The sequence below is a fragment of the Subtercola boreus genome (assembly GCF_003399645.1).
GTDB classification, from domain to species: domain Bacteria; phylum Actinomycetota; class Actinomycetes; order Actinomycetales; family Microbacteriaceae; genus Subtercola; species Subtercola boreus_A.
In genome coordinates this window covers 291374-316891 of record NZ_NBXD01000030.1, presented here as the reverse complement: position 1 = coordinate 316891, position 25518 = coordinate 291374, and the positions used below count along the sequence as shown (strand labels likewise).

Below are 25518 nucleotides of genomic sequence, written 5' to 3'. Positions count from 1 at the left end.
GCTCGCGTCGGGTCGCTGGGAGGGCAGGTGGTGGCGACTGGTAGCCTCGGGCGCCCGAGCAGAAAGTGGCCCTCCCTCATGACGCCCGACCGCCCGTTCCTGGCCCGCCCCGACCTTCTCGGTTCGTTCGGCATGTGCGCCTCCACTCACTGGATCGCCTCGGCGGTGGGCCAGGCGGTGCTCGAGCGCGGCGGCAACGCCTTCGATGCGGCGGTGGCCGCCGGTTTCGTGCTCCACGTCGTCGAACCGCATCTGAACGGAGCCGGAGGCGACCTCGTGGGGCTCTTCGCGCCGGCCGGCCAGCCCCCGCTCACCCTGGCCGGTCAGGCGCCCGCACCGCGGGGGGCCACGATCGAGCACTTCCGGGCGGAGGGCCTCGGCCTGGTGCCGGGGGCCGGCGCCCTGGCGGCGACCGCTCCGGGAGCAGTGGATGCCTGGCTGCTGCTTCTTCGGGATCACGGCACCTGGGAGGTCGCCGAGGTGCTCGACTACGCCATCCACTACGCGCGCAACGGACACCAGCTTCTGCCCACGGCTGCGGCGACGATCGACAGGGTCGCTGCTCTGTTCCGGGCCCACTGGCCGACGTCGGCCGACCTGTGGTTGACGAAGGGGCGAGCCCCCGAGGCGGGCGAGATCGTCTACAACACTGCGTACGCCGAGACCCTCGACGAGTTGTGTCGTCACTCGGTGGGCGAGACCAGAGCCGAGCGGATCGACGCCGTGCGTCACGCCTGGAGCCACGGCTTCGTGGCCGACGCGATCGATGACTTCGTCGCGAACACTCCGCACCGGCACTCCACGGGAACGGATCATCGCGGGGTTCTGAACAGGGAAGACCTCGCGGACTACACCGCCAGCTATGAGGAACCGGTTCAGGGCGCCTTTCGTGACACCCGGATCGTGACGGCCGGCGCCTGGAGCCAGGGCCCCGTTCTGCTGCAGACCATGGCCATCCTGGACGGGTATTCGAACGAGGAGCTCGAGCTTTCGACGGGCGGCGGCGTGCACCGGGTTCTCGAGGCGCTGAAGCTGGCGCTGGCCGATCGGGATGCCTACTACGGCGAAGACATCGACCCGTCTGTTCTCGAGACGCTGGTTTCTGAGAGCTATGCGTCGGAGCGACGGGTTCTCATCGGGGATGCTGCCTCCCGCGAGCTGCGGCCGGGGCTGGTCCCCGGCGGACTGGCGCCCTTCAGGCCGCCGTTGGTGAGAGCAGGCGACGAAGAGTCCGATCCGACCGTCGGCGAGCCCACCGTCAGTGCGGCCGGGGTCACGCGGGGTGACACCTGCCACATCGACATCATCGACCGGTGGGGAAATGCGATCTCCGTGACTCCGTCCGGTGGCTGGCTGCAGTCGTCGCCGACCATCCCCTCGCTGGGCTTCGCACTGGGCACGCGGCTGCAGATGACGTGGCTCGACGAGGCCAGTCCCTCTGCCCTCCTGCCGGGTCGGCGGCCCCGAACGACCCTGGCTCCGACCCTGCTCCTGCGTGAGGGTTCCGTGGTGAGCGCACTGGGTACGCCCGGTGGCGACCAGCAGGACCAGTGGCAGGCTGTCTACCTCGTGCGCCTCCTCGCTGAGGGCAAGACGCCCCAGGAGGCCATCGAGGCCCCCGCGTTCCATTCCACGAGTTTTCCGCAGAGCTTCTGGCCCCGGGACTGGGAGCCGGGCGGAGCCGTGGTCGAGGGACGACTGGGTGCGGAGGTCATCGAGAACCTCCGCCAGCGCGGTCATGTGGTCACCCTCTGCGGCGATTGGTCGCTGGGGCGCCTCTCGGCGGTCTCGCGGAATCCGGCGACCGGACTGCTTTCGGCCGCGGCGAACCCGCGAGGGGGGCAGGGCTACGCCGCCGGAAGATGAATCGTAGAAGGGGCCGGGCGCACGGCGCATAACACCGGCACGGCGGTCTTCTTGAATACCGTTGGTCGGGTTAACGCGACCGTAACAGGGTGAAACGCCTCTGAAACATCGGATTGTATACCGTTTGGGTATTCGTACTGATGATTCAGGAGGGCCGGATGGCTTCGTTCAGACTGGTGGCCGTGCTGCATCTGCCCCCGCTGCCGGGTGCGGCGAACTACGCGGGCGCCAGCGTCCGTGAGGCCGCCGAGCGGGCCGCTGCCGACGCCCGGGTTCTCGCACGCTGCGGTTTTACCGACATGATGATCCAGGATGCCAGCGACAACCCGCAGGCCGACCGCGTCGGAGCCGCGACCGTGGCCGCCATGAGCGTCATCGGGTCGGCGGTGCGCCAGGCCGTCTCGATACCGATCGGCGTCGTGGTCGGTCACAACGACGGGCCGTCTGCGGTGGCCATCGCCCACGCGATCGACGCCCAGTTCGTTCGCGTGAAGGTTCTGACGGGTGTCTCGGCCGGCCCGACCGGGTTCATCGAGGGCTGCTCCCTCGATGTCGCCCTGATGAAGCGGATGCTCGGCAGCTCTGTCGAGGTGTGGGCCGACGCCCACGAAGCGACCAGTCTCGCCCTTGCGGGCACCACCGACTGGGCAGCGGCCGAAGCCCGCTCGTTCGGTGCGGCAGACAGGGTGATCGTCACCCGGGACAGTGGGGTCGCCGATGCCCTCGACGACATCGCGCGCCTGCGCGACCGCTTCGGCGACGAACGGCTCGACCTGATCGTCGGCGGTCGCGTGACCGGCGCGACCCTGGTCGCCGCGATGGACGGCTCCGACGGGGCCATTCTCGGCAGCGTGCTGAAGACGGGCTCCGGCCACGATGCCCGCATCGACCCGGTCGCCGCCGAGGCGCTCGGCGGCACCTACCTGCGGCACGCGGCATCCGATCGCGGCACAGGCCGTGCCACCTCGACCGTTCTTCAGACCGAAGGTTCCCTGTCATGACCACCACCCTCGACAGCCCACTTCTCGCGGCGGACAGCCCGCTCGACGAGCGACAGAAAGGTGTCATCGTGCGCGTCTCCGCCGCGGAGCGGGCGAGCATCCTGGCACTGCCGACCGATGATCCGCTCGACGCCAAGCGGCGGCACCGGGTCGAGGTGACCCGGGAGGAGATGTTCGGGCAACCGCAGTCGATCCGGGCAACGTGGGCGAGAAACAGCGACGGCGTGGCCCAGATCGCGGCACAGCTGGCCGAGCGTTCGACCGACCGCGTCTTCCTCGTGGGTGCGGGCGATTCGCTGGCCGTCATGATCGCCGCCCGGCTCACTCTCGAGCTGATGCTCGGTGTGCCCTGCGAACCCGTTCAGAGCCTCGAGTTCGCCTACTACCAACGCCATCTCGTCACCCCTGCCAGCCTGGTGATCGCCCTGTCGAGCTCGGGTGAGACGACGCGAACCGTCGAGGCGGCCCTGGTGGCCCAGCATGCCGGAGCGATGACCATCGCGCTGACGAACACGGCCGGCTCGACGCTCGACCTCGAGAGCGAGCGCACCCTGATGATCGAGGCGACACGGGTCGGCTGGCCGACCCAGTCGTCGACGGCTGCCATTGCGCTGCTCATGCGCCTGGCCACGGAGGTGGGCATACGCCGCGGCGTGGCCGGTGCCCCGCAGCTCGCTGACGAGCTCGTGACGCTGCCCGACGTGATCGCCGACGTGCTGGCCACGAATGACGGGCCGATCGCCGAGATCGCCCGGGTCGAGGCCGCCCGCACGATGTACCTCTTCTCGGCCGGCGGCCCGAACTGGGCCGCAGCCATCGTGGGAGCGGCGAAGGTCAAGGAGACCACTCCCGACCACGCGGTCGAGATCGAGGTGGAGGAGTACCACCACTACAACACGCAGAAGCCGAACGAGCCGCTGTTCATCTTCGCGCCGAGCGGACCGTCGGTTCCGCGGGCCGTCGACACCGGTCGCGACGCGAGGCGGTACGGCGGCCAGCTCTACGTCGTGACGTCGGAGGGCGAGCACGCGTTCGACGAGCACGCGAACGCGGTGCTCACCGTGCCCGCCGTCACTGAGGCGCTGAGTTCGCTCGTCTACCTCGTGCCGGCCCAGATGGTGGGCTACCACCTCGGCATGGCGAAGTTCGCTGCGGCGGAACGGGCGCTCGCGGAGGGTCGGCTGTGACGGGCTCCCGCGCGCCGCGGGCGGGCGGCGGTTCGTCGCTCGTCTGCGTCGGCAACCTCACCATCGACGAAGCGGTGCACGACGCGCCCGCAGCCGCGCCGGCCGCCGTGACGGTAGCCGCCACTCGGGCAACAGCTGCGCCGGCCCTGGCTCCACTCCGGGTCAGGAGCGCCCCGGCGATGGGTGGCGACGCCGCCTACGCTGCGCTCGCCGCCCGGTTGCACCTGGCAGACATCCGCATGCTCGCGCCGATCGGCACCGACCTGCCCGACTCCTTTCTCCGCACCCTGCGGGCAGCCGGGGTGAGCGCCGACGACCTGCCCGAGCGTTCCGCTCCCACCGTGCGCAACGTCATCGACTACTTCGCCGACGGCACCCGCCGCTGGACCATGCTGACCAGCGAGGCCGACTTCGACACGCTCAGCGTCTACCCGGCTGACGTGCCCGCGTCAGCGCTCACCGCCGACGGCATCCTGGTCTCGGCTATGAGCCTCGAGTCCCAGCTCGCCCTCACTCCGTGGCTGCGCGCCCATTCCGACGCGACGATCTACCTCGATCTGCAGGAGGACTACCTCGTCGGCACGCGCGATGCGCTTTTCGGCATCGTCGCCGCCTGCGACGTGTTCCTGCCGAGCGAGGTCGAAGCGGTGGCGCTGGCCGGCACCACCGATCTCCTCGCCGCCGGCCGGCTCTTCCAGTCGCTCGGCCCGGCCACGGTCGTCATCAAGCGGGCAGAGAACGGATGCCTCGTGTTCGACGGCGACGGTGTCACTGAGGTCGGCACGACCCGCGTGAACCCCGTCGACAGCACGGGGGCGGGCGACGCGTTCTGCGGAGCCTTCGCCGCTCGGCACCTGCAGACCGCTGATGCGGTGGCCGCAGCGCACGCGGGGGCTGCGGCTGCCGCTATCGCGATCGGCGACTTCGGCATCGACGCCCTGGCCGCCGCCGCCGTCGAGCACGTCTCGCGCGAGGGGGTGCGCTGATGCTGATCGCCATCGTCAACCCCAATACGACCGCCTCGATGACCGACGCCGTGGTCGAGGCTGCCAGCGCGATCGCCCGGCCCGACACCGAGCTGCTCGCCGTCACCGCGCCGACCGGCGTCCCCAGCATCGAGAGCCATATCGACGAGGTGCACGGTTCGGCCGCCGTGCTGGCCGAGGTCGAGCGGCTCGAAGCCGCCGAGTCCGCCGCGGCCCGGCCCGACGCCTACGTCATCGCCTGTTTCGGCGACACCGGGTTGCCGGGCGCCCGCGAGGCCGCGACCGGGCCGGTCGTCGGCATGACCGAGGCTGCGCTGATGACGGCGGCGCTGCTCGCCCACCGCTTCAGCATCATCACGATGCCCGCCCGCACCATCGAGCAGTCCGACCGCGTCGTGAGAACGCTCGGCCTCGGCCACCGCGCCACGGTACGGGCCGTCGACGAACCGGTGTCCGAGGTGACCTCGGGGTCTCTGCACCTGCTCGACCTGTTCGTGGCCGAGGGGCGACGGGCGATCGCCGACGACAGGGCCGAGGCGATCATCCTGGGCTGCGCCGGGCTGGCCGATCTCGTCGCACCCCTCGCGAGTGCGCTGGGGGTTCCTGTGATCGAGGGTGTCTCCGCCGCCGTCACCCTCGCCGAGGGACTCGTGGCGCAGGGTCTCACCACCTCGCGCGCCCTGACCTGGGGCCGACCCGGGGAGGTTCGGTCATGAGCATCCTGTTCACCGGCGTGTTCGTCTACGACGCCGACGAGGTGTCGGGAATGTACGGGCCGACCGACGTGTACGTCGACGGCACGGTGATCGACACCATCGGCGCCGATGCCCGGTCGGCCTTCGAGAGGGGCCGTGAGGGTGCCGCCGCATCCGGAGTCGAGCCCACGGGCGCGTCCGCAGCCAGCGACGCGCCGGGGGGCACGACCATGACCGGGTCTTCGCGCGTCATCGACGGTGGCGGGCACCACCTGCTCGTTCCGGGCCTCATCAACGCGCACTTCCACTCGCCCGCGAACCATCTGAAGGGCTCGCTGCCGAGCCTGCCGCTCGAGCTGTTCATGCTCTACGAATCCCCGGCCGACCCGGCGCTCGCACCGACGCCCCGGGAGGCGTACCTGCGCACGATGCTCGCCGCCCTCGAGATGCTGCGCACCGGAACGACGACCGTTCAGGACGATGCCTTTCTCATGCCGTACCCGACGCCGGACATCATCGATGCGGTCATGCAGGCATATGCCGATTGCGGCATACGGGCCTCGGTCGCCCTCGACCAGCCGGAGCTGAGTGAGGCCGAGAAACTGCCCTTCATCGCGGAGGGGGCCGATGAGGCGCTGCTCCGTGGACTCGGCCGGCCGGCGCCCCTCGATGCCGCCGGGCTGCTCGAGGCGTACGCCCACCTGATCGAGCGCTGGCACGGTGCCGAAGACGGCCGACTGACCGCAGCCGTCTCGATCTCGGCACCGCAGCGCGTCAGTCCCGAGTATTTCGGGGCCCTCGACGAGCTGAGCCGGCTGCACCATATCCCCCTCTTCGCCCACATGCTCGAGACGAAGGTGCAGCGCACGCTGGCCGACGACCAGCCGAGGTTCGGCGGCCGCTCGCTCGTGCAGTACACCGCCGACCTGGGGCTGTTGAGCGATCGGATGAACGTCATCCACGCGGTATGGGTCGACGACACCGACCTTCGGCTGATCGCCGAGTCCGGCGCGACGGTGGCCCACAATCCGGTGAGCAATCTGCGACTCGGCAGTGGTGTCGCTCCCTACCGCCGCATGAGAGACCACGGCGTCACCGTGAGTCTCGGCATCGATGAGGCGATCTGCGACGACAGCGCCAACGTCTGGGGCGTCGTGAAGGCCACCGGGTTGATCCACAACGTCTCGGGTCTCGACAGCGACCAGTGGCCGCGCGCCGACGAGGTTCTCGACAGTCTGTGGCGTGGTGGAGCATCCGCTCTGCTGCAGAGCGACCGGCTCGGGATGCTCGAGGAGGGGTACCTCGCCGATCTGGCCATGCTCGACCTGCACTCGAATGCCTTCACTCCCTTCAACGATCTGCGGGGCCAACTGGTCTACTGCGAGTCGGGCACCAGCGTTCGGCTGACGGTCGTGAACGGCGAGGTGGTCTTCGAGAACGGGGCCCTCACCCGGGTCGACGAAGAAGCTCTGCTGGCTGAGGCGCGCGAGTTCTTCGCCCGCAAGCTGCCCGTGATCGAACGGGCCAGGCGCGCCGAAGACCGCGTCTTCGGGCACTACCAGGCAATGGTCCGCCGCGCCGCCGCAACGGATGTCGGCATGACCCGATGGATCGGAAACGCATGAGCTCGCTCAACACCCACGACCGCTACGACTATGCACCTGTCGCGGATCGGGCACAGGCGCCCTGGCCCGACGGGAAGAAACTCGCCGTGTACGTGGCCGTGGGCATCGAGGACTACCACTTCGGTGACGGGCACGTCGAGAACCTGCTCGACGGCGTTCCCGCCCCCGACCTCGTGAACGCGAGCTGGCGCGACTACGGCAACCGGGTGGGAGCCTTCCGGCTGCTCAGACGGCTGGAGACGTTCGGGATCGCCCCGACCATCCTGCTGAACACCGCCGTCTACGATTCGGCACCCGAACTGGTCGCCCTCGCCCGCCGGCTCGGGTCGGAGATCGTGGGCCACGGGGTGTCGAACTCCGACTCGCTGGCCGGTCTCGGCGAGGCCGAAGAGCGCGCCTACCTCGACGAGGTGGCCGATCGCATCGAGCGTGAGGAGGGTGCGCGGCCCACCGGCTGGTCGAGCCCGTGGCTCACCCACACCGAGAGCACCCTCGACCTGCTCGCCGAGGCGGGGTACCGCTACGTGATGGATCTGCGGCTCGACGACCAGCCTGTCTGGCTGAACACCCGCAACGCGCCCCTGCTGGCGATGCCCTACGGCCTCGAACTGAACGACAGCACCTCCATGATCGGCCGGGGGGTCGCGCCCAGCGAGTTCGCCGACATGATCATCGACGAGTTCGACGAACTGCTGGCCGCCGCGCGCGAGGAGGGGCAACCACTGGTGATGAGCATCATCGTGCACTCGTTCATCTCGGGCGTGCCGTTCCGGCTGAAGCAGCTGACCCGTGCGCTCGAACACATTGCGGCGTACTCCGACGACGTGTGGTTGACCCAGCCGCGCAGAATCTATGAGGCGGTGACCCATGGCCACATCGACTGACGCCCCCCCCGCCGCCTCCCTCTCGGGCCTCACGCTCAGCCTCGAGCGTGACGGCGTGCGCTCCGACGTGCTGCGGGGGATCGATCTCGAGATCGCCCGTGGGGAGATCGTCGGCCTGGTCGGCGAGAGCGGATCGGGCAAGAGCGTACTCGCCCTGGCGCTGATGGGCCTGCTGCCCCATCGCTCCCACCCCGAGGTCGGTGGAGCCATCCGGGTGGCCGGCGTCGACATGGTGCACGGCCGCGCCGAGGAGCTCCGCGCGGTTCGCCGCAACGAGCTCGGCGTGATCTTCCAGGACCCGATGACGTCGCTGAACCCGACCATGCGCATCGGCGACCAGGTGACGGAGGCGAGCGGAACATCCGAAGAGTCGCTGCGGCTGCTGACCGCCGTGGGCATCGCCGACGCCGAGCTGCGCTTCAGGGTCTACCCGCACGAACTCTCCGGCGGCCTGCGGCAGCGGGTGATGGCTGCGATCGCGGTGGCCGGAAGGCCCTCGCTCATCATCGCCGACGAGCCGACCACGGCACTGGATGTGACCGTGCAGGCCCAGGTTCTCGACCTGCTGCGGGAGCTGCGCGACGAGTTCGGCTGCAGCGTCGTGCTGATCACCCACGATCTGGCCGTGGCCGGGCAGATCGCCGACCGCATCGCCGTGCTCTATGCCGGTCGCATCGCCGAGGTCGGCCCCACGGGCGAGGTGCTTCACGCCCCCACCCACCCGTACACCGTCGGCCTGCTGCGCTCCCGGCTCTCGCTCGGCACGCCCCGCGACCAGGAGCTCCGAACCCTCCGGCCCGAGACGGGCACGCCGGCCGAACGGATGCTCGGCTGCGCCTACCACACACGCTGTCCCCTCGCGGTGGAGCGCTGCCGCGTCGAGCAGCCACCGCTCCTCGACATCGCACTCGCATCGGCGCCGGGCATCGGTGGAGAGGTGGCGCTGACCGCCGACCTGCCGACCGACGAACGGCTCGGCCCCGCCGACCACGACAGGGCGTGCTGGCGCACCGTCGACGACGTTCAGGGGTTCATCCACGACACCGCGAACGCCGCCCCCCTCACGAGTCGTGTCGCGCCGGGGCCGGGCCGCGAACCCGCCGTGCGGGTCACCGACCTCACCGTGACCTTCGCCCTGAGGCAGAACAGGCGACAGCGCGGCGCGGGGTCGTCTGCCGCCCGTGAGGTGCGCGCCCTGAGGGGTCTGAACCTCACGGTCGAGCCGGGCGAGGCTGTGTCGATCGTCGGTGAGAGCGGATCGGGCAAGTCGACCCTGTTGCGCGTCATCGGCGGACTGACGCCGGCGACTTCGGGTTCGGTCGCGCTGGCAGCGGGAGGCGCCCAGATGGTATTTCAGGATGCCGGCTCGTCGCTGACTCCCTGGCTCACCGTGGGCGAGCTGCTCGGTGAGCGACTCGCGCCCCTCGGGCTCGGCCGCACCGAGAACCGGGCGCGCATCGACCGGGCACTGACCTCGATCGGGTTGCCCCTCTCGGTGGCCCGCGTGCGCCCCGCCGAACTGTCGGGCGGCCAGCGCCAGCGCGTCGCCCTCGCCCGTGCCACCATGATTCCCCCGGCGGTGCTGCTCTGCGACGAACCGACCAGCGCGCTCGACGCCTCTCTCGCCGCCAGTGTGCTGAACCTCATCCGCGAGATGCGCCGGGAACTCGAGATGACCGTGCTGTTCGTCACCCACGACCTGTCGGTGGCGCGCCTGATGGGCGATCGCATCGTCGTGATGACGCAGGGCGAGATCGTCGAGGTGGGAACGTCGGCCGACGTCATCGAGCGGCCCGAGCATCCGTACACCCGGCGACTGCTGGCCTCCGTACCCGAGATCGGAGCGACGGTATGAGCGCGACCGGGATCGTCTCCCCGCGGCTTCGGATGCCCGGCCCGGTGCGCGCACGCCGGCGAACGGGGCGAGGGCTCAGCTGGGCCCTCGTCGCCCTGGTCGCGCTGCTCACCCTGTTGGCGATCTTCGCCCGCCTGCTGGCTCCGTACGATCCGGTGCAGCCGATCGGTGCGCTCAGCCTGCCGCCCGGTTCCCCCGACCACCTTCTCGGCACCGACTCCATCGGGCGCGATCTGCTGTCGCGCACGCTCTACGGAATCCAGGTGAGCTGGTTCGCCGCGCTCGTCGTCGTCGTGTCGGGGCTCGTCATCGGAGGGATCATCGGTACCCTCGCCGGGGTTGCCGGAGGCTTTATCGACAACCTGCTGATGCGCTTCACCGACCTCTTCCTGGCGCTGCCGGGCACGCTCGTCGCGATCGCGATCGTCGCCGCGCTCGGCTACAACCTGCAGAACACCCTGATCGGTATCGGCGTGGTCTGGTGGCCCTACTACGCCCGCATCATCCGGGGAGAAGTGAAGGCGCTCGCCTCCCGGCCGCACGTCGAGGCGGCCCGTCTCGCCGGGGCCGGACCGGCACGTATCGTGTTCCGCCACGTGCTGCCGGGTGTCATTCCGACGGCGATCGTGACGGCCAGCCTCGACATCGGCAACGTCGTACTACTGCTCGCCGGGCTGTCGTTCCTCGGGCTCGGCCAGCCGGCACCGGCACCGGAGCTCGGCGCCGACACTGCCCGCAACCTCGGCCAGCTGTTGACGGAGCCGTGGATCCCGCTCATTCCCGGGCTCGCGGTACTGCTGCTCAGCCTGGTCGCGAACCTCGGCGGCGACGGCGTGCGCACCCTGATCGGAGGCCGACGATGACCCGCTTCCTGCTTCGGCGCCTCGGCTCGGCCGTGGTGCTCATCCTCATCCTGTCGGCGGTCATCTTCCTGCTGCAGTCGGTGTCGACGGCCGACCCGGTGAAGGCCTACCTCGGTGCGAACGCCTCACCCGCGGCCGTCGCTGCCGCGCGCCAGAGCCTCGGGCTCGACGATCCGCTGCCCGTGCGCTACGTCGACTTCCTCACGAACCTCGTGCAGGGCGATCTGGGTGTCTCGTACCGCACCCACCGCCCGGTGGTGACCGATCTGCAGGCCTTCCTGCCGGCGACGATGGAGCTGGTGCTGTGGTCGTTCGTCATCGCGGTTCTGCTCGGCGGGCTCTTCGCGGTGTCGGGTGCGCTGCGCTGGCGCGGCAGCTCGATCTTTCGCGGCCCGCTTCTCGTTCTCGCAACGGCGCCGCCCTTCCTGCTGGCGCTCGGCGGCATCGTGCTTTTCTACGCCCAGCTGCACATCCTGCCGGCCAACGGCCGCGGCCCCGGCGAGACCGGGCCGACGGGTTTTCTGCTGATCGACACCCTGGTGGCGGGCGACCCCGCGGGGTTCGCCAGCGCGGCCCAGCACCTGCTGCTGCCGGCCGTCGTTCTGGCCATCGCCCCGGCCATTGCGATCGGGCGCATCATGCGGTCGAGCCTTACGAACACGCTCGGTGCCGACTACGTGCGAACGGCCGAGTCGAAGGGGCTCACGCCGTTCCGGGTGCTCGGCCGCCACGTCGTTCGCAACAGTCTCGGCCCGGGCCTGTCGATGGCCGGCCTGCAGCTCGGGTTCATGTTCGCGGGGGTCGTGGTGGTCGAGCAGATCTTCAGCTGGCCCGGCATCGGCAACTACCTGGCCGCGAGCATCCCCACCTCCGACTTTCCCGCCATCGCCGCCGTCACCCTCGTGCTCGGAACGATCTACATCGTTGCGAATGCCCTGGTCGACGTTCTGCAAGCCGTCGCCGACCCGCGCCTCTCCGCATGAGCCCGGCGATCTGCACGACCCGCACCACACCGTTCCGCCGCTCCATCTTTCCCATCCGCACCGCCGACCACCGCTCCATCCCCGCACCTCCACCCCTCACCAAGGAGTCGAAATGAAGCTGTCCCTCACCCGCAAGCGCGCCCGCGCCGCGATCGCCGCACTCGCGATCGTGCCCCTTCTGGCGCTGGCCGCCTGTTCGTCGAGCTCGTCGTCGACCGCGGCCAAACCCGCACCCACCGACGGGGTTCTGACCGTCGGCCTGCTCGGCGACATCGGTCAGCCGCCGGACCCCGACGTCTACTACGCCAACAACGGCTTGGCGATCGTCCTGAACACGTACGAGGGGCTCGTGCAGTACACCAACAACATCGACCACGTCGACTACGCCCCCCGGCTCGCGACCTCGTGGACGATCTCGCCCGACAACACCGTCTTCACCTTCACCCTGCGAAGCGGCGTCACGTTCCACGACGGTACGCCGTTCAACTCGGCCGCGGTCAAGGCCTCGTTCGACCGCCGCACGGCCGTCGGGGGCGGAGCGTCGTACATGACCGCCGGCATCGCGTCGGTGGCGACTCCGGATGACCTCACCGCCGTCGTGACACTGAGCGCACCCAACTCGGCCTTCCTCGACTACCTCGCCTCGCCTTTCGGCCCCAAGATGGAGTCGCCCACTGGCCTCGCGGCCAACGCCGGATCCGACAATGCCCAGACCTACCTGCAGACCCACGACCTCGGTACCGGCCCCTACACGCTGACCGATGCCGAAGTCGGCACGAAGTACGGCCTCACCCAGTACGACAAGTACTGGGGCACCATCTCGCCGTTCACCACGGTCGAGCTGCCCGTCTACAACGACGCCTCAGCCCTCCAGCTGGCCATCGACAGCGGTGACGTCAGTGTGAGCGTGGCGAACCTGCCCTCGACGAGCCTGTCGAAGTACGAGAACAACGCGGGGTTCAACAGCGACCTGCTGCCGACGCTGCAGTCCGCTCTGATCACCACCAACCCGAGCAAGTCGTTCTTCGCCACCAAGGAGGCCCGTCAGGCGTTCATGTCGTCGATCGACCAGGCGAAGCTGGTGAGCCAGGTTCTGGGCGACCGGTCGGAGCCCGCGACCACCCTGTACGCCAAGGGCATGATCACCGACGGCAGCGACAAGCAGAACATCACCTACGACCCGACGGTCATGGCGAGCTACGCCAAAACCCTCCCGTCGGGCACGTCGATGGTGCTCGGCTACGCCTCCGACAACACCAACGCCATGGCGATGGCGAACATCGTGGCGGCGAACCTGCAGGCCGACGGTATCCAGGCAACCGCCCAGGGGTTCCCGACCTCAGAGGTCTTCGGCTGGGCGAACGACCCGACCCAGGGGCCAGACGCGTTCATCGACGGCAACAACGGCCCTGACGGCGGCAGCCCCTACATGTGGGGCCACGTCTTCTGGGACAAGACCGGAGGAATCAACTACTTCCTCTGCGACGACCCGTCGACCGATGCCGATCTGAACCAGGCCGTGCAGACCGGTGACACCGCGCTCTATGCGAAGGCCGCCCAGACCTATTCGGCGACCGGGTGCTACATGAACCTGTCGTACAACAAGGACTGGGTCGTGTCGCAGAAGTGGGTTGCGGGAGTCGCCGAGGCACATAACCTCGGTGCGAACGAGCTCGACTTCAGCAAGCTCACCATCGCGAAATGACGACTCGACAGTAATACAGTCAGACAACGCGTTTCGGCGGGTGGCGCAGGCGCACACCAGTGCGCCAGGCATCACCCGCCGAAACCATGACCAGAGAGAGTCGACATGACCCTTCAGACGGATGCTCGGGCCGAGACCGGGCGGCCCGACTCCCTGTCGCGTCAGGCCTACCTCGCCATTCGCGAGGGCATCATCCTCGGCCGGTATCCGCAGGGGTCCCGGCTCGCGGAGCAGCGCCTCGCCGAGGAGCTGCAGGTCTCCCGGGTGCCCCTTCGCGAGGCCGTTCCCCAGCTCGAGATGGATGGGTTCGTGCGCACCTTCCCCCGGCGGGGCGCGGTCGTCGCGCAGTGGGACAGAAAGGCCGTCGACGACCTGTTCGACCTGCGCCTCTGTCTCGAGGTGGGCGCTGCACGCTTCGCCGCCCGGCAGATCTCGCGTGGCGCCCCCCTGCAGCTTCTCGACGATGCCCTCACCTCTTCGCAGAACGTGGTGCACGAGGGCGACGCCTACCAGATCGCCCAGGCCAGCACGAAGTATCACGAAGCCATCGTCGATCTCGCCGACAACGAACTGATGAAGATCCTCATGCGTTCGGTGAGCGGCCGCATGCTCTGGCTCTTCTACCTCACCTCCCAACTGGATGCCGACGACGCGTTCGAAGATCACGTCACCCTCCGGGACGCCATCGCCTCGGGCAACGAGCGCGTGGCGGAGTCGGTCGCCTACGCGCACATCGAGCGCGACCGCCTCCCCTCGTTCACCGCCCTCGCTTCATAGGCGGGTCATAGGCGAGGCAGAGGATCCTGCGTGCTCGGCAGTCGACGATGTGAGAACACACACCGTTGAATTCGAAGCGAGGCGCACGATGAGCAGGATCCCCGAACCCGATACGACCCCCGACGGGCCGGCCTACGAGGGCCGTCTGCTCGACCGGGCCGACGATGAGGTCGTCGACCAGGGTGTCGCCTTCGACATCCGCACGCTGATCAACCGCCGCTCCGTGCTGAGCATGTTCGGTCTCGGCGTCGGTGCCTTCGCCCTGGCCGCGTGCGCTTCCGACAGCACGGCGAGCAGCCAGACGGCGGCGACCGCCGACTCCGCGTCATCCGGGGAGATCCCCGACGAGACGGCGGGCCCCTACCCGGGCGATGGGTCGAACGGTCCCGATGCGCTGTCAGGTTCGGGCATCGTGCGGAGCGACATCCGTTCCAGCATCGGCGGCGGTGCAACCGCGGCCGGGGTTCCGATGGCGCTCTCTCTCACCGTGCTCGACATGGCGGGCAATGGCAGGCCGTTCGCGAACGTCGCCGTCTACGTCTGGCACTGCGACGCGGCCGGCGGCTACTCGCTGTACTCCGACGGCATCGAGAACGAGACCTACCTCCGCGGCGTGCAGGTCGCAGACCAGACCGGAACCGTCTCCTACACCTCGGTCTTTCCGGCGTGCTACACCGGGCGCTGGCCGCACGTGCACTTCGAGGTGTATCCGACGGTCGACGACATCACCGACTCGACCAGCGCGATCTCGACGTCCCAGCTCGCCCTGCCGCAGGATGCCTGCGACACCGTCTACGCCCTGCCCGCGTACGCGGGTTCGAGCGCGAACCTCGCGCAGGTGAGCCTCGACTCAGACAACGTCTTCGGCGACGACGGTGGCTCCCTGCAGGTCGCGACGGTGACCGGGGATGCGACCGCGGGCTACCGGGTCGCCCTGACCGTGCGGGTCGACACCAGCACGACGCCCACCGCCGGTTCGGCTCCCGCCGGCGGCAACGGCGGTGGCGGCACCCCGCCCTCCGGCGGCGGCGGCCAGGGCGGTACACCTCCCACCGGGGCGCCCGCCTCCTGACCCTCACCGGCAGGCGCGGGATCGGGGATGATGGGAGCATGAGCGGGTACCCCGGCCTGAGCGGCCGCACGATCGTCGTCACCGGTGCGGCCCGGGGTCAGGGCGCTGCGGCGGCCTTGATGCTGGCGGGCGCGGGCGCGCGGGTCGTGGCGACGGATGTTGCGGCCGAGCCCGCGGCAGACTTCAGCGACACGAGCGTGGAGTACCGGCGGCTCGACGTCGCCAACGAGGGCGGATGGGGCGACCTGGCCGCGTTCCTGAGGGCCACCCTCGGCGGCGTTCCCCTCAAGGGGCTGCTCAATAATGCCGGAATCACCCACCGTTCTCGCCTCGGGCGAATCGAGCGCTCGGACTGGGACCGTGTTCTGGCCGTGAACGTGACGGGCGCCATGCTGGGCATCCAGGCGCTCGCGCCCCTGATGGGCGACGGGTCGTCGATCGTGAATGTCGGCTCGTCGGCTGGGCTCACGGGCCACTATCCGGCCGCCTACACAACGTCGAAGTGGGCGCTGCGGGGGCTCACCCACGTCGCGGCCACCGAGTACGGGCCCCGTGGCATCCGCGCCAACATCATCCACCCCGGCTTCATCGAGACGGAGATGACAGCTGGCGCGCCGGCCGCGATGCGTCGCAGCCAGCTCGAACTGACACCCCTCGAACGGTTGGGCCAGGCCGACGAGGTCGCGGCTGTCGCTGCGTTCCTGCTCTCCGACGCGGCCTCGTATATGTCGGGTGCGGAGATTCCGGTCGACGGCGCCTTCACATCATCGGCCGGGGCGAAGTACATGGCCGACCGCATCGCCTCGGAGGGTGCCGCGGCGGGTTCCTGACCCTCGCGTCGACGTCCCCGGGCCGAGGCGTCGGGCGGTGGTGGTGTCAGCGCTTGGAACGCGTCGACCAGAGCGCGAGCGCGATCAGCACCGGCTGGCCGATCAGGCGCAGCGCCCGCTTGCGGTCGGTGTCGAGTCCGAACGCGTCGCGATGGTGCACGAGCTGGGCGATGTTGCCGGGAAAGACGGCTGCGAAGAAGACCGCCGCTGCGGTGCCCACCAGGCTGCGGTGGCGGCGGGCGAGCAGAAGGGCGGCTCCGAGTCCGATCTCGGCGACACCCGAGGCGAGCACGGTCGTGTCGGTCTTCAGCGGCACGAACTCCGGCACCTGGGCGCGAAAGTCGTCGCGGGCGAACGTGAGGTGGCTGGTGCCGGCGAAGACCAGCGCGCCACCGAGCAGAAAGCGGCCGATCGTGCGTGCGGGGGTACTCGGGGTGCTCATGCGGCCATGTTACCCACCTACACCCGGTCGCTCTCGCGGGGTGCGTGCTCTCCGTTCAGCGGTAGGCGGCAGCGTGGTGCGCCAACCCCTCGACGAGCAGCAGCACACCGAACTCGAAAGCCGCACCCTCGCCCGTGGGGTCGGGGCCCGCAGCCACACCGAGGCTGTCGTACTGCAGCCGCTGCTGCTCGTGCGAGACATGCCCGAGGATGAAGTGCAGCAGGGCGGTGGATGCCCGGCTCACGGTCTCGTCGTCGAATCCGCCACGCCCGATCGCCGCCTCGAGGCGGAGCAGCGGCACCGAGGCGCCCAGCCCGAGGGCGAAGCTGCTCGAGACGACTTCGGCGCCATCGCGGTAGGTGAGCAGCGCATCGCGGAGGCTCTGCGCTTCGGCGGCGGTGACGATCATCCAGTCGCCGGCGCCGGAGCCACTCCCGGGTGCCGTCGGCAGCGCCCGCCCCCGCGACCCGATGCGGTCGGCGAGTTCAGCGAGCAGCGTCTGTTTGTTCGGAAAATGCCAGTAGAGGGCGCTCGGTTGTACGTCGAGCGCCGCCGCGAGCCGCCGCATGGTGAGTTCGGGCAGCCCGTGCTCATCGAGGATTCGCAGGGCCGTCTCGGCGACATCGTTCTTCGTGTGGCGGCCCCCACGCGCCAGCGTGCCGCGGTCGGCGGGGGAGGCCGGCCCGGGCACTGACTCTCGCGCTGCAGTCATGGACCCCACTATAGTGAACACCGTTCAGGTGAACAGTGTTCAGGAGAAAAGATGACCGACCAGGTGACGACGCCCCGCCCAGCCCCCGCGGGCATCCGTTCGCGCATCGATGCCACCGACATCGCCCGCATCGCCGTCTTCGCGGCCCTGACCGCTGTGCTGGGGCTTCCCGGTGGTTTCGCCGTGTTCGGCTCCGTACCCATCACCGCCCAGACCCTCGGCGTCATGCTCGCGGGTGCCGTGCTCGGCGCCTGGCGCGGCGCACTCGCGATGCTCGTCTTCCTCGCCCTCGTCGCCCTCGGGCTGCCGCTTCTCGCGGGCGGCCACGGCGGTCTCGCGGTGTTCGTCGGCCCGACGGCCGGGTACCTTCTCGGCTGGGTGGTCGGTGCTTTCGTCGTCGGCGCCATCGTGCACGCCGGTGGCCGCCGGCTCACCTGGCTGCGAACCAGTGTCGGGGTGCTGGTCGGCGGCATCCTGATCGTCTACGCCGTCGGCGTGCCGGTCTCCGCCCTGGTGCTGCGACTCCCGCTCGGTCCGACCGCGCTGGGCAGTGCGGTCTTCCTGCCGGGCGACCTCATCAAGGCGGCCATCACGGTGGTGGTCACGATGACCCTCGTCAGGGCCTACCCGAGGGCGCTCCGGGCGCGGCCCTCGGTGCGTGCGTGACGGCATCCCTCGTCTTCGACGACGTGTCGGTGCGCCTCGGCGACCGGCTCGCGCTCGATTCGGTCTCGCTGGTGCTCGACCGGCAGCGCACGGCAGTGATCGGGGCCAACGGATCGGGCAAGTCGACCTTCGCCCGGGTTCTCGGCGGCCTGGTCGCCCCGTCCGGGGGCTCGGTGTCGGTGTTCGGGGTCGACCCGGTTCGGCAGGCGTCGGCGGTGCGACGGCTCGTCGGTTTCGTCTTCAGCAACCCCGACGCCCAGATCATCATGCCGACAGTGGCCGAAGACGCCGCTTTCTCGCTGCGGAGCGAGCGACTGCCCCGCGCCGAATCCGCCGAGCGGGTGCGCCTGGCGCTCGCCGAATTCGGTCTGACCGAGCTCGCCGATCGGGCCGCACACGACCTGTCCGGTGGCCAGAAGCAGCTCCTCGCGCTGGTGGGGGCGGTCATCCGGCGCCCGCAGCTGCTGATCGCCGACGAGCCGACGGCCTTTCTGGACGCCCGCAACAGCCGCTTGATCGCCGACCACCTGCTCGCCCCGACCGATCGCAGCCTGGTGCTGGTCACCCACGATCTCGATCTCGCCCAGCGCTGTGACGTGGCGGTGCTCTTCGAAGACGGGCGGATGATCGGCCACGGCGATCCGGCCGACATCGTCGCGCGGTACGAGTCGAGCCTCTCGTGCTGACCCTCTACCGTCCCGGCACCGGCTGGCTGCACCGGGCCCCCGCCGGACCGAAGGCCCTCGCCCTGCTGGTGATCGTCTTGGCCGTCTCGCTGATGCCGTCGACCTGGCTGGCGGCTGCGGTCGGGGCCGGTGTTGCCGTCGCCTGCTACCTCGTCCCACGGATCGGGCTGGCAGAGCTCGGCCGGCAGATCGTCGCCGTGCGGTGGATCATCGTCGTCACCTTCGGCTTCCAGGTGATCTTCCTGCCCCTCGAGTCGGCCACGGCCAACACGGTGCGCGTCGTCGCGGCCATCGTCATCGCGGCCCTGCTGGTGCTCACCACGCGGGTCGGCGACCTGCTCGACGCGTTCGAGCTCGGCCTCGGCGGCTTTCGCCGCTTCGGGCTCGACCCGGCGCGGGTGGCACTCGTGCTCGCGGTCGCCATCACGACGGTACCCGTTCTGGCGCGGATCGCGGTGGGGGTTCGCGAATCGCAACGGGCCCGGGGCGCCCGGGCGGGCATCCGTTCGTTCGTCATTCCGTTTCTCGTCGTGTCGCTGAAGCACGCAGACGATCTCGGCGATGCCCTCACGGCGCGGGGCGTCGCCTGATGCGCGTGCTCGGGGCGGTCGTCGACGACCAGACCCGCTGCATCCACTACCACTCGGTGCTCGACGTCATCGCCCTGCGTTTCGCCTGCTGCGGGGAGTACTACCCCTGCCACCTCTGCCACGCCGAGAGCGCCGGGCACGCGGCCGAGGTCTGGTCGGCCGACCGGCGCGACGCGCTCGCGGTGCTCTGCGGGGTGTGCGGCAGCGAGCTGAGCATCTCCGAGTACCTCGGGGTGGACTCGTGCCCGCGCTGCGGCGCCGGCTTCAACCCCGGCTGCCGCCTGCACTCGCACCTCTACTTCGCCTGACGCCGCCGGCGCCCCGCGGCAGTGGGCTCGCCCTGCTCGAGAGGCGTTGGTATCGTGCAGGCACCGGGAGCGGTCGCTCCCGCCCGCCCGTGCCGACCCGAAGGCGCCGTCCATCATGGAATCTGAAACCACCGCCGAGGTGATGTTCGATCGCCGCGGCCGCCTCGGCGAGATCGCCCTCGACCGCCCGAGGGCCATCAATGCGTTGACGCACGACATGGTCACCCTCATTCGGCGCCAACTCGACGAATGGGCCGAAGAGCCCGGGGTCGAGACGGTCGTGCTCCTCGGGCGGGGCGAGCGGGGCCTCTGTGCGGGGGGAGACATCGTGTCGCTCCACGCCGATGCCACCTCGGGCGACGGCGCTGCATCCCTCGCCTTCTGGCGTGACGAGTACGCGCTGAATGCGGCGATCGCGCAATTTCCCAAGCCCTATGTCGCGTTCATGGACGGCATCGTGCTGGGCGGAGGTGTCGGTCTGTCGGCGCACGGGTCGCACCGCATCGTGACGGAGCGGTCGAAGGTCGGGCTGCCCGAGACGGGTATCGGTTTCATTCCGGATGTCGGAGCGACCTGGTTGCTCACGCGGGTGCCGGGCAGGCTCGGCACCTACCTCGCCCTCAGCGCGGCGATCGTGGGGGCCGCCGACGCCATCATGGCCGGGCTGGCCGACACCTACGTTCCGAGCGACCGGCTGCCGCGGCTGCTGCTGGCGCTGGAGACCGCTGACGCAGATGTCGCGATCGCAGCCCACGCGGCAACCGCACCAGCGGCGGAGCTCGACGCGGCCCGCGGCTGGATCGACGAGGCGTTCGCCGCGCACTCCGTGCCGGGCATCCTCGCGGGACTTCGAAGAGACCCGGCCAACGGGATGGCGCTCGCGGTGGCCGACACGATCGAGCAGAAGTCGCCCATCGCCGTCGCCGTGACGCTCGAGTCGCTCAACCGCGTCGCCGCGCTCCCCAGCCTGAACGCGGCGCTGGAGCAGGAGCTGCGGGTATCCATGCACGCACTGCGCTCCCACGACTTCGCAGAGGGTGTTCGGGCCCAGGTGATCGACAGGGATCGCAACCCGCAGTGGGAGCCCCGTTCCGCAAGCGAGGTCGACCAGGGCAGGGTCGAGGCGTATTTCGAGCCATCCATAAGCGCCCCATAGGTTCGTGAGGGGAAGGGCATAGCAGCATCCACTTGGCTTCTGGCAGTCGACCGACACGAGCGGTCTCGCCCAGCCAGAAGGAGCAGCATGTTCGGAACGTATCTACGACGGGAACTTTTCAACCGTCGAAAACAGACCATCATCATCTCGATCGGGATGGCGCTTGCCATCGCCCTCGTCATCGTGGTCAATTCGGTTTCCGCCGGGGTGCAGAGTGCGCAGGCCGCCGTGCTGCAGTCCGTCTACGGTGTCGGTACCGACATCTCGATCAGCGAGGCCGCCGCCGCACCGACCGCCGGCGCCACCCCGGGCCAGTTCGCCTTCGGATCGGGTTCGGGCGCAGCATCCGGTGGCACCACCACTCTGAACCAGTCCCGTCTCGAGACGAGCCGCACCGTCACCGCGTTCGACGCCACCCAACTCGACACCGTGACCGCGACATCCGGAGTCTCAGCGGCCACGGGCACGCTCGCCCTCACGAACTCGACCTTCAGCGGCCAGCTGCCGACACAGTCCGGCGGCACCGCAGGCGGAACCGGCGGCGCACCCGGTAGCGACACCTCCCAGACCCCACCCACCGGGGGAGCGGATGGCGCGGGCGGCAGCTCGTTCGATGTGAACAGTTTCACCGTGCTCGGCCTCGACCCCGCCAGCGTTTCAGTAGGACCGCTCTCGGCGGTCACCCTCTCTGACGGCCGCTCACTGACCGCAACCGATGCCGGAACGAACGTCGCCGTGCTCGACAGCAGCTACGCCACCTCGGCCTCGCTCGCCACAGGCGGAACCATCGACATCGGTGGCACCACGTTCACCATCGTGGGGCTCGTCGCCTCCTCGGGTGCCGACAGCACGACCGCGTCGAACGTCTACATTCCCCTCGACGTAGCCCAGACCCTCTCGGGCAACGCCGGCAAGCTGACCAACATCTTTGTCACCGCCGCCTCGGCGAGCGACGTCGACTCCCTCGCCGCCACCCTGAAGACCGCGCTGCCGACCGCGACCGTCTCCACAGAGGCCGACCTCGCCTCCTCGGTGTCGGGCTCGCTCTCCACCGCCTCCAGCCTGGTCTCGAACCTCGGCACCTGGTTGTCACTCATCGTGCTCGCTGCGGCGTTCCTGATCGCCGTGCTCTTCACCATCTCGGGGGTCACCAGGCGCACCCGTGAGTTCGGCACCCTGAAAGCGATCGGCTGGAGCAACCGCCGCATCGTCGGCCAGGTCGCCGGCGAGTCGGTGATCCAGGGCTTGATCGGTGGTGTGATCGGCATCGTCGTCGGACTGGTCGGCGTGCTGATCGTCAACCTCGTCGCCCCGACCCTGAGCGGCTCTGCGACCAGCGCGGCGGCCACCGGAGCGGGCGCCGGCCCGGGCGGCGGCCGTGGATTCGGAGCGGCCGCGAGTGCGGCCGTCGAGACGACCGTCACCCTGCAGGCGCCCGTGACCCTGGCCGTGATCGGTCTCGCCGTTCTGCTCGCCGTGCTCGGCGGGCTGATCGCCGGCTCCATCGGCGGCTGGCGTGCGTCGCGACTGCGCCCGGCCGAAGCGCTGCGCTCCGTCGCCTGATTCCCTCCCTTCCCACCCTCGTCACACCTGCCAGGAGACCGCTCATGTATGAACTGAATGCCGTAACGAAGACCTACAACGCCACCAAGCGAAAGGTCACGGCTCTGAATGCCGTCAGCCTGAGCATCCCCGACGGCCAGATGGTTGCCATCCAGGGCCCGACGGGTGGCGGCAAATCGACCCTGCTGCAGATGCTCGGGGCGCTCGACCGCCCGACCTCGGGCGAGGTGACCCTCGGCGACTCGTCGATCTCGTCGCTTGCCGACAACCGGCTCGCCGAGTTGCGCGCCCGAAAGATCGGGTTCGTCTTTCAGAGCTTCAATCTCATTCCGACGCTCACGGCCCAGGAGAATGTCGAAACGGCTCTTGCACCCCTCGGCCTGAAGGCAGACGAGCGTCGCCGACGGGCGCAGGATGCCCTGGCCTCCGTCGGGCTCGCAGACCGCGGCACGCACCTCCCCGCTGAGCTCTCGGGCGGCCAGCAACAGCGTGTCGCCATCGCCCGCGCGCTGGTGAAAGACCCGGAAGTTCTCCTGGCCGACGAACCGACCGGCGCCCTCGATGAGGCGACGCGCGACGAGATCATGGATCTGCTGGAGACTTTCTGGCGCGACAAGGGCCTCACGCTGATCATCGTGACGCACGACTCGGCGGTGGCCCGGCGCGCTGAGCGTCGGCTCTACATCAAGGCGGGAGCGGTGTCGGAGGGTGCCCTGGTGAGCTGAGCGCCGACCCCCGGAGACCCATCGACACCTGGATCAGCGCCCGTCGTGCAGGCGCTTCGTCACGACGTGCGCCTGCTCGAGCAGCAGGCGGCCGAGCTCGGGGCGTCGCCTGGGGCTGAAGCGGGACTCGATGCCGGTCAGACTGAGCGCCCAGGTCGGAGTGCTGTGGCGGTCGAAGACGGCTGCGCCCATGCCCCAGCTGCCTTCGACGATGAGACCGGGGTTGACGGCGTAGCCGAGCGATCGCGTCTCGTCGATGCGACGCCGCAGGGCGGCCGGGGAGTGCTGCTCACCCCACCGTTCGGTCTGCGAGCCGTGGGCGAGGTACTCGTCGACCTCCTTCGGGCCGAGGAACGCGAGGATGGCGATTCCCGCCGAGGCGACGCCGAGCGGAAACCGCACCCCCTCGTACAGCACGAACGACCGCACCGGAAAGCTCCCCTCCTCGCGCAGCAGGCAGACGGTCTCGTAGCCGCGCCGGGCCGAGAGAAAGGCGCTCTCGCCGGTCTCGCGGGCCAGCAGCTCGACGCTCTCGCGGGCGAGGTCGGTGATGTCGTAGCGCTCCGAGGCGAGCGACCCCAGCAGGAACAGCTCGGGCCCGAGGTGCCAGCGGGCGGTCTGGCTATCGTGGTCGAGAAACCCCTCTGCGGCGAGCGAGTTGAGCAGACGGTGGGTGGTGGGCCGGGTGAGTCCGGTGACGCGTGCCACTTCAGAGGTCGGGATGCCCGACCCCGCGTTCTCTCCGACCGCGCGCATGATGCGGCCGATCCGCCCGACCACCTGTGCGCCCTGCACGTCTGCCACGGAGTCTCCTCGCGTCCATATTGTGGATATACACGAGCACGGGGCCCACGATGCAATCAGTGTAGGCGTCTTCGTTGACCGAGATCACGACCGGCAGCTAGCGTCGGAACGACAACGGGTACACCACGATGTGGTCAGCCCGGCCGAACACGAGGGAGTGTGCCGATGAGCCGCATCCGGAGCAGTGCAGAGGACGCGCTGCACGACGTCATTCACGACGGAGCTACCATCGCGGTCGGCGGGTTCGGGTTGAGCGGCAACCCGTTCGATCTGATCGAGGCTGTGCGCGACAGCGGTGCCTCCGATCTGACCATCGTCTCGAACAACATGGGCGTCGACGGTAAGGGGCTCGGACTGCTGCTCGAGAACCACCAGGTGCGAAAGGTGCTCGCGTCGTACGTGGGCGAGAACAGGCTCTTCGCCGAGCAGTTCCTGAGCGGGGAACTCGAGGTGGAATTCGTGCCGCAGGGCACGCTCGCCGAGCGGTTGCGGGCAGGTGGGGCGGGTATCGCAGGTTTCTACACCAGAACCGGGGTGGGAACGCCGGTCGCCGAGGGCAAGGAACTTCACGAGTTCGACGGCGAGACCTATGTGCTCGAGCGCGGCATCGTCGCCGACATCGCGCTGGTGCACGCTTATCGGGCCGATTCCTTCGGCAACCTCGTCTACCGGCACTCGGCGCGCAACTTCAACCCGAATGTGGCCACGGCCGGCCGCGTGACTATCGCAGAGGCGGAGGAGATACTCGACGGCGAATCGCTCGACCCGAACACGATCGTCACCCCCGGCATCTTCGTGCAGCGACTCGTGCAGGCGACCGAACGCGCCAAGGAGATCGAGCAGCGAACCGTGCGCCCGCGCGCCTGAAGAGAAGGAGCAGAACATGGCCTGGTCACGAGACGAGATGGCGGCGATCGCCGCCCGGGAACTGCGCGATGGCGAGTACGTCAACCTCGGCATCGGCATCCCCACGATGGTCGCCAACCACCTGCCCGAAGGGGTCACGGTGACGCTCCAGAGCGAGAACGGGCTGCTCGGCATGGGTCCGTTCCCGTTCGACGGGGAGGAGGATGCCGACCTGGTGAACGCCGGCAAGCAGACCGTGACCCTGGTGGAGGGCGGCAGCTTCTTCGACTCGGCGACGTCATTCGGGATGATTCGCGGCGATCATGTGCAGATCGCGATTCTGGGGGCGCTGCAGGTCGCGGCGAACGGCGACCTCGCGAACTGGACCATCCCGGGCAAGCTCGTCAAGGGAATGGGCGGGGCGATGGATCTCGTGGCCGGTACTCCCCGCGTCATCGTGATCACCGAGCACACCGCCAAAGACGGCTCGCCGAAGATCGTCGAACGCTGCGACCTGCCGCTGACCGGGGCCGGTGTGGTGCAGCGCATCATCACCGACCTGGCGGTCTTCGACGTGACCGCGGAGGGCCTTGTTCTGAGGGAGGCCGCCCCGGGCGTGGAGAGGGGTGAGCTCGAGGCGAAGACGGGGGCGCCGTTCGCGGTCGGGATGTGAGCAGGTAGATTTTCGGAC

General features: G+C 69.4%; 26 protein-coding genes. 23 read left to right on the top strand and 3 right to left on the bottom strand.

Annotated features, from left to right (window positions below):
* Window positions 1-78 precede the first annotated feature (78 nt).
* From B7R24_RS16190 to B7R24_RS16125, 14 genes are all read left to right on the top strand, one after another.
* Window positions 79-1866: a gamma-glutamyltransferase family protein gene (locus B7R24_RS16190; RefSeq protein WP_116419977.1), complete on the top strand. Its 1788-nt coding sequence runs from the start codon at window positions 79-81 to the stop codon at window positions 1864-1866.
* 158 nt (window positions 1867-2024) lie between these two features.
* Entirely contained in the window at window positions 2025-2867 is an 843-nt protein-coding gene (locus B7R24_RS16185; RefSeq protein ID WP_172582874.1) for a BtpA/SgcQ family protein, read from the top strand.
* The gene (locus B7R24_RS16180) at window positions 2864-4054 is read left to right on the top strand and encodes an SIS domain-containing protein (RefSeq protein ID WP_116419975.1); all 1191 of its coding nucleotides are present in this window, start codon (window positions 2864-2866) and stop codon (window positions 4052-4054) included. The genes B7R24_RS16185 and B7R24_RS16180 overlap by 4 nt, the downstream gene beginning before the upstream one ends.
* Window positions 4051-5040 (top strand): carbohydrate kinase family protein, encoded by a 990-nt coding sequence (locus tag B7R24_RS16175; RefSeq protein ID WP_116419974.1) that lies wholly within the window; start codon window positions 4051-4053, stop codon window positions 5038-5040. The genes B7R24_RS16180 and B7R24_RS16175 overlap by 4 nt, the downstream gene beginning before the upstream one ends.
* Window positions 5040-5756, top strand: a complete 717-nt coding sequence (locus B7R24_RS16170) for an aspartate/glutamate racemase family protein (protein ID WP_116419973.1) — start codon at window positions 5040-5042, stop codon at window positions 5754-5756. The genes B7R24_RS16175 and B7R24_RS16170 overlap by 1 nt, the downstream gene beginning before the upstream one ends.
* On the top strand, window positions 5753-7360 hold the full coding sequence (locus B7R24_RS16165) for an amidohydrolase family protein (RefSeq protein ID WP_116419972.1): 1608 nt from the start codon (window positions 5753-5755) through the stop codon (window positions 7358-7360). The genes B7R24_RS16170 and B7R24_RS16165 overlap by 4 nt, the downstream gene beginning before the upstream one ends.
* Window positions 7357-8244, top strand: a complete 888-nt coding sequence (locus tag B7R24_RS16160; protein WP_116419971.1) for a polysaccharide deacetylase family protein — start codon at window positions 7357-7359, stop codon at window positions 8242-8244. Before B7R24_RS16165 ends, B7R24_RS16160 begins: the two co-directional genes overlap by 4 nt.
* Window positions 8228-10099 (top strand): oligopeptide/dipeptide ABC transporter ATP-binding protein, encoded by a 1872-nt coding sequence (locus tag B7R24_RS16155; protein WP_116419970.1) that lies wholly within the window; start codon window positions 8228-8230, stop codon window positions 10097-10099. The genes B7R24_RS16160 and B7R24_RS16155 overlap by 17 nt, the downstream gene beginning before the upstream one ends.
* Window positions 10096-10962: an ABC transporter permease gene (locus B7R24_RS16150; RefSeq protein ID WP_116419969.1), complete on the top strand. Its 867-nt coding sequence runs from the start codon at window positions 10096-10098 to the stop codon at window positions 10960-10962. The genes B7R24_RS16155 and B7R24_RS16150 overlap by 4 nt, the downstream gene beginning before the upstream one ends.
* The gene (locus tag B7R24_RS16145) at window positions 10959-11945 is read left to right on the top strand and encodes an ABC transporter permease (protein WP_116419968.1); all 987 of its coding nucleotides are present in this window, start codon (window positions 10959-10961) and stop codon (window positions 11943-11945) included. Before B7R24_RS16150 ends, B7R24_RS16145 begins: the two co-directional genes overlap by 4 nt.
* A 112-nt stretch (window positions 11946-12057) precedes the next feature.
* Window positions 12058-13650 carry an ABC transporter substrate-binding protein gene (locus B7R24_RS16140; protein ID WP_116419967.1) on the top strand — a complete coding sequence of 531 codons (1593 nt, stop codon included), beginning with the start codon at window positions 12058-12060 and terminating at the stop codon, window positions 13648-13650.
* A 105-nt stretch (window positions 13651-13755) separates the two neighbouring features.
* Window positions 13756-14427, top strand: a complete 672-nt coding sequence (locus tag B7R24_RS16135; RefSeq protein ID WP_116419966.1) for a GntR family transcriptional regulator — start codon at window positions 13756-13758, stop codon at window positions 14425-14427.
* Between the two features lie 88 nt (window positions 14428-14515).
* Window positions 14516-15499, top strand: a complete 984-nt coding sequence (locus B7R24_RS16130; protein WP_116419965.1) for a 3,4-dioxygenase subunit beta — start codon at window positions 14516-14518, stop codon at window positions 15497-15499.
* A 38-nt stretch (window positions 15500-15537) separates the two neighbouring features.
* The gene (locus B7R24_RS16125; protein WP_116419964.1) at window positions 15538-16329 is read left to right on the top strand and encodes an SDR family NAD(P)-dependent oxidoreductase; all 792 of its coding nucleotides are present in this window, start codon (window positions 15538-15540) and stop codon (window positions 16327-16329) included.
* A 46-nt stretch (window positions 16330-16375) separates the two neighbouring features.
* Here the strand turns inward: B7R24_RS16125 and B7R24_RS16120 are convergent, their stop codons facing one another.
* A complete protein-coding gene (locus B7R24_RS16120) occupies window positions 16376-16771 on the bottom strand; it encodes a DoxX family protein (RefSeq protein WP_116419963.1) in 396 nt (131 codons plus the stop codon).
* Window positions 16772-16826: 55 nt separating this feature from the next.
* Window positions 16827-17483 (bottom strand): TetR family transcriptional regulator, encoded by a 657-nt coding sequence (locus B7R24_RS16115; protein WP_116419962.1) that lies wholly within the window; start codon window positions 17481-17483, stop codon window positions 16827-16829.
* Window positions 17484-17534: 51 nt separating this feature from the next.
* Between B7R24_RS16115 and B7R24_RS16110 the strand changes: the two genes are divergently transcribed.
* The 7 genes from B7R24_RS16110 to B7R24_RS16080 all read left to right on the top strand — a co-directional run bounded on the left by B7R24_RS16110 (window position 17535) and on the right by B7R24_RS16080 (window position 23177).
* Window positions 17535-18149 (top strand): biotin transporter BioY, encoded by a 615-nt coding sequence (locus B7R24_RS16110; protein ID WP_116419961.1) that lies wholly within the window; start codon window positions 17535-17537, stop codon window positions 18147-18149.
* Entirely contained in the window at window positions 18146-18835 is a 690-nt protein-coding gene (locus tag B7R24_RS16105; protein WP_116419960.1) for an energy-coupling factor ABC transporter ATP-binding protein, read from the top strand. The genes B7R24_RS16110 and B7R24_RS16105 overlap by 4 nt, the downstream gene beginning before the upstream one ends.
* Complete coding sequence (locus tag B7R24_RS16100; protein ID WP_116419959.1) at window positions 18829-19425, top strand: energy-coupling factor transporter transmembrane component T family protein; 597 nt, start codon at window positions 18829-18831, stop codon at window positions 19423-19425. Before B7R24_RS16105 ends, B7R24_RS16100 begins: the two co-directional genes overlap by 7 nt.
* Window positions 19425-19733 (top strand): CHY zinc finger protein, encoded by a 309-nt coding sequence (locus tag B7R24_RS16095; protein WP_116419958.1) that lies wholly within the window; start codon window positions 19425-19427, stop codon window positions 19731-19733. The genes B7R24_RS16100 and B7R24_RS16095 overlap by 1 nt, the downstream gene beginning before the upstream one ends.
* A gap of 115 nt (window positions 19734-19848) precedes the next feature.
* The gene (locus B7R24_RS16090; protein ID WP_116419957.1) at window positions 19849-20889 is read left to right on the top strand and encodes an enoyl-CoA hydratase/isomerase family protein; all 1041 of its coding nucleotides are present in this window, start codon (window positions 19849-19851) and stop codon (window positions 20887-20889) included.
* A gap of 87 nt (window positions 20890-20976) precedes the next feature.
* Window positions 20977-22452, top strand: a complete 1476-nt coding sequence (locus tag B7R24_RS16085) for an ABC transporter permease (RefSeq protein ID WP_116419956.1) — start codon at window positions 20977-20979, stop codon at window positions 22450-22452.
* Window positions 22453-22496: 44 nt separating this feature from the next.
* A complete protein-coding gene (locus B7R24_RS16080; RefSeq protein WP_116419955.1) occupies window positions 22497-23177 on the top strand; it encodes an ABC transporter ATP-binding protein in 681 nt (226 codons plus the stop codon).
* 33 nt (window positions 23178-23210) lie between these two features.
* Here the strand turns inward: B7R24_RS16080 and B7R24_RS16075 are convergent, their stop codons facing one another.
* Complete coding sequence (locus tag B7R24_RS16075; protein WP_116419954.1) at window positions 23211-23981, bottom strand: IclR family transcriptional regulator; 771 nt, start codon at window positions 23979-23981, stop codon at window positions 23211-23213.
* A gap of 165 nt (window positions 23982-24146) precedes the next feature.
* On the opposite strand from B7R24_RS16075, the gene B7R24_RS16070 reads away from it, so the two are divergent.
* Together B7R24_RS16070 and B7R24_RS16065 are read left to right on the top strand one after the other, a co-directional pair.
* A complete protein-coding gene (locus B7R24_RS16070) occupies window positions 24147-24848 on the top strand; it encodes a CoA transferase subunit A (protein ID WP_116419953.1) in 702 nt (233 codons plus the stop codon).
* A 16-nt stretch (window positions 24849-24864) separates the two neighbouring features.
* Complete coding sequence (locus B7R24_RS16065) at window positions 24865-25500, top strand: CoA transferase subunit B (RefSeq protein ID WP_116419952.1); 636 nt, start codon at window positions 24865-24867, stop codon at window positions 25498-25500.
* The last annotated feature ends 18 nt before the right edge of the window (window positions 25501-25518 follow it).

Bases quoted from the DNA above. Each gene is read 5' to 3' on its own strand.
- B7R24_RS16160 (WP_116419971.1), top strand. From the start codon at position 7,357: ATGAGCTCGCTCAACACCCACGACCGCTACGACTATGCACCTGTCGCG.
- B7R24_RS16130 (WP_116419965.1), top strand. From the start codon at position 14,516: ATGAGCAGGATCCCCGAACCCGATACGACCCCCGACGGGCCGGCCTAC.
- B7R24_RS16115 (WP_116419962.1), bottom strand. From the start codon at position 17,483: ATGACTGCAGCGCGAGAGTCAGTGCCCGGGCCGGCCTCCCCCGCCGAC.
- B7R24_RS16120 (WP_116419963.1), bottom strand. From the start codon at position 16,771: ATGAGCACCCCGAGTACCCCCGCACGCACGATCGGCCGCTTTCTGCTC.
- B7R24_RS16070 (WP_116419953.1), top strand. From the start codon at position 24,147: ATGAGCCGCATCCGGAGCAGTGCAGAGGACGCGCTGCACGACGTCATT.
- B7R24_RS16185 (WP_172582874.1), top strand. From the start codon at position 2,025: ATGGCTTCGTTCAGACTGGTGGCCGTGCTGCATCTGCCCCCGCTGCCG.
- B7R24_RS16140 (WP_116419967.1), top strand. From the start codon at position 12,058: ATGAAGCTGTCCCTCACCCGCAAGCGCGCCCGCGCCGCGATCGCCGCA.
- B7R24_RS16110 (WP_116419961.1), top strand. From the start codon at position 17,535: ATGACCGACCAGGTGACGACGCCCCGCCCAGCCCCCGCGGGCATCCGT.
- B7R24_RS16080 (WP_116419955.1), top strand. From the start codon at position 22,497: ATGTATGAACTGAATGCCGTAACGAAGACCTACAACGCCACCAAGCGA.
- B7R24_RS16145 (WP_116419968.1), top strand. From the start codon at position 10,959: ATGACCCGCTTCCTGCTTCGGCGCCTCGGCTCGGCCGTGGTGCTCATC.
- B7R24_RS16190 (WP_116419977.1), top strand. From the start codon at position 79: ATGACGCCCGACCGCCCGTTCCTGGCCCGCCCCGACCTTCTCGGTTCG.
- B7R24_RS16065 (WP_116419952.1), top strand. From the start codon at position 24,865: ATGGCCTGGTCACGAGACGAGATGGCGGCGATCGCCGCCCGGGAACTG.
- B7R24_RS16165 (WP_116419972.1), top strand. From the start codon at position 5,753: ATGAGCATCCTGTTCACCGGCGTGTTCGTCTACGACGCCGACGAGGTG.
- B7R24_RS16155 (WP_116419970.1), top strand. From the start codon at position 8,228: ATGGCCACATCGACTGACGCCCCCCCCGCCGCCTCCCTCTCGGGCCTC.
- B7R24_RS16135 (WP_116419966.1), top strand. From the start codon at position 13,756: ATGACCCTTCAGACGGATGCTCGGGCCGAGACCGGGCGGCCCGACTCC.
- B7R24_RS16085 (WP_116419956.1), top strand. From the start codon at position 20,977: ATGTTCGGAACGTATCTACGACGGGAACTTTTCAACCGTCGAAAACAG.
- B7R24_RS16095 (WP_116419958.1), top strand. From the start codon at position 19,425: ATGCGCGTGCTCGGGGCGGTCGTCGACGACCAGACCCGCTGCATCCAC.
- B7R24_RS16090 (WP_116419957.1), top strand. From the start codon at position 19,849: ATGGAATCTGAAACCACCGCCGAGGTGATGTTCGATCGCCGCGGCCGC.
- B7R24_RS16170 (WP_116419973.1), top strand. From the start codon at position 5,040: ATGCTGATCGCCATCGTCAACCCCAATACGACCGCCTCGATGACCGAC.
- B7R24_RS16180 (WP_116419975.1), top strand. From the start codon at position 2,864: ATGACCACCACCCTCGACAGCCCACTTCTCGCGGCGGACAGCCCGCTC.
- B7R24_RS16150 (WP_116419969.1), top strand. From the start codon at position 10,096: ATGAGCGCGACCGGGATCGTCTCCCCGCGGCTTCGGATGCCCGGCCCG.
- B7R24_RS16125 (WP_116419964.1), top strand. From the start codon at position 15,538: ATGAGCGGGTACCCCGGCCTGAGCGGCCGCACGATCGTCGTCACCGGT.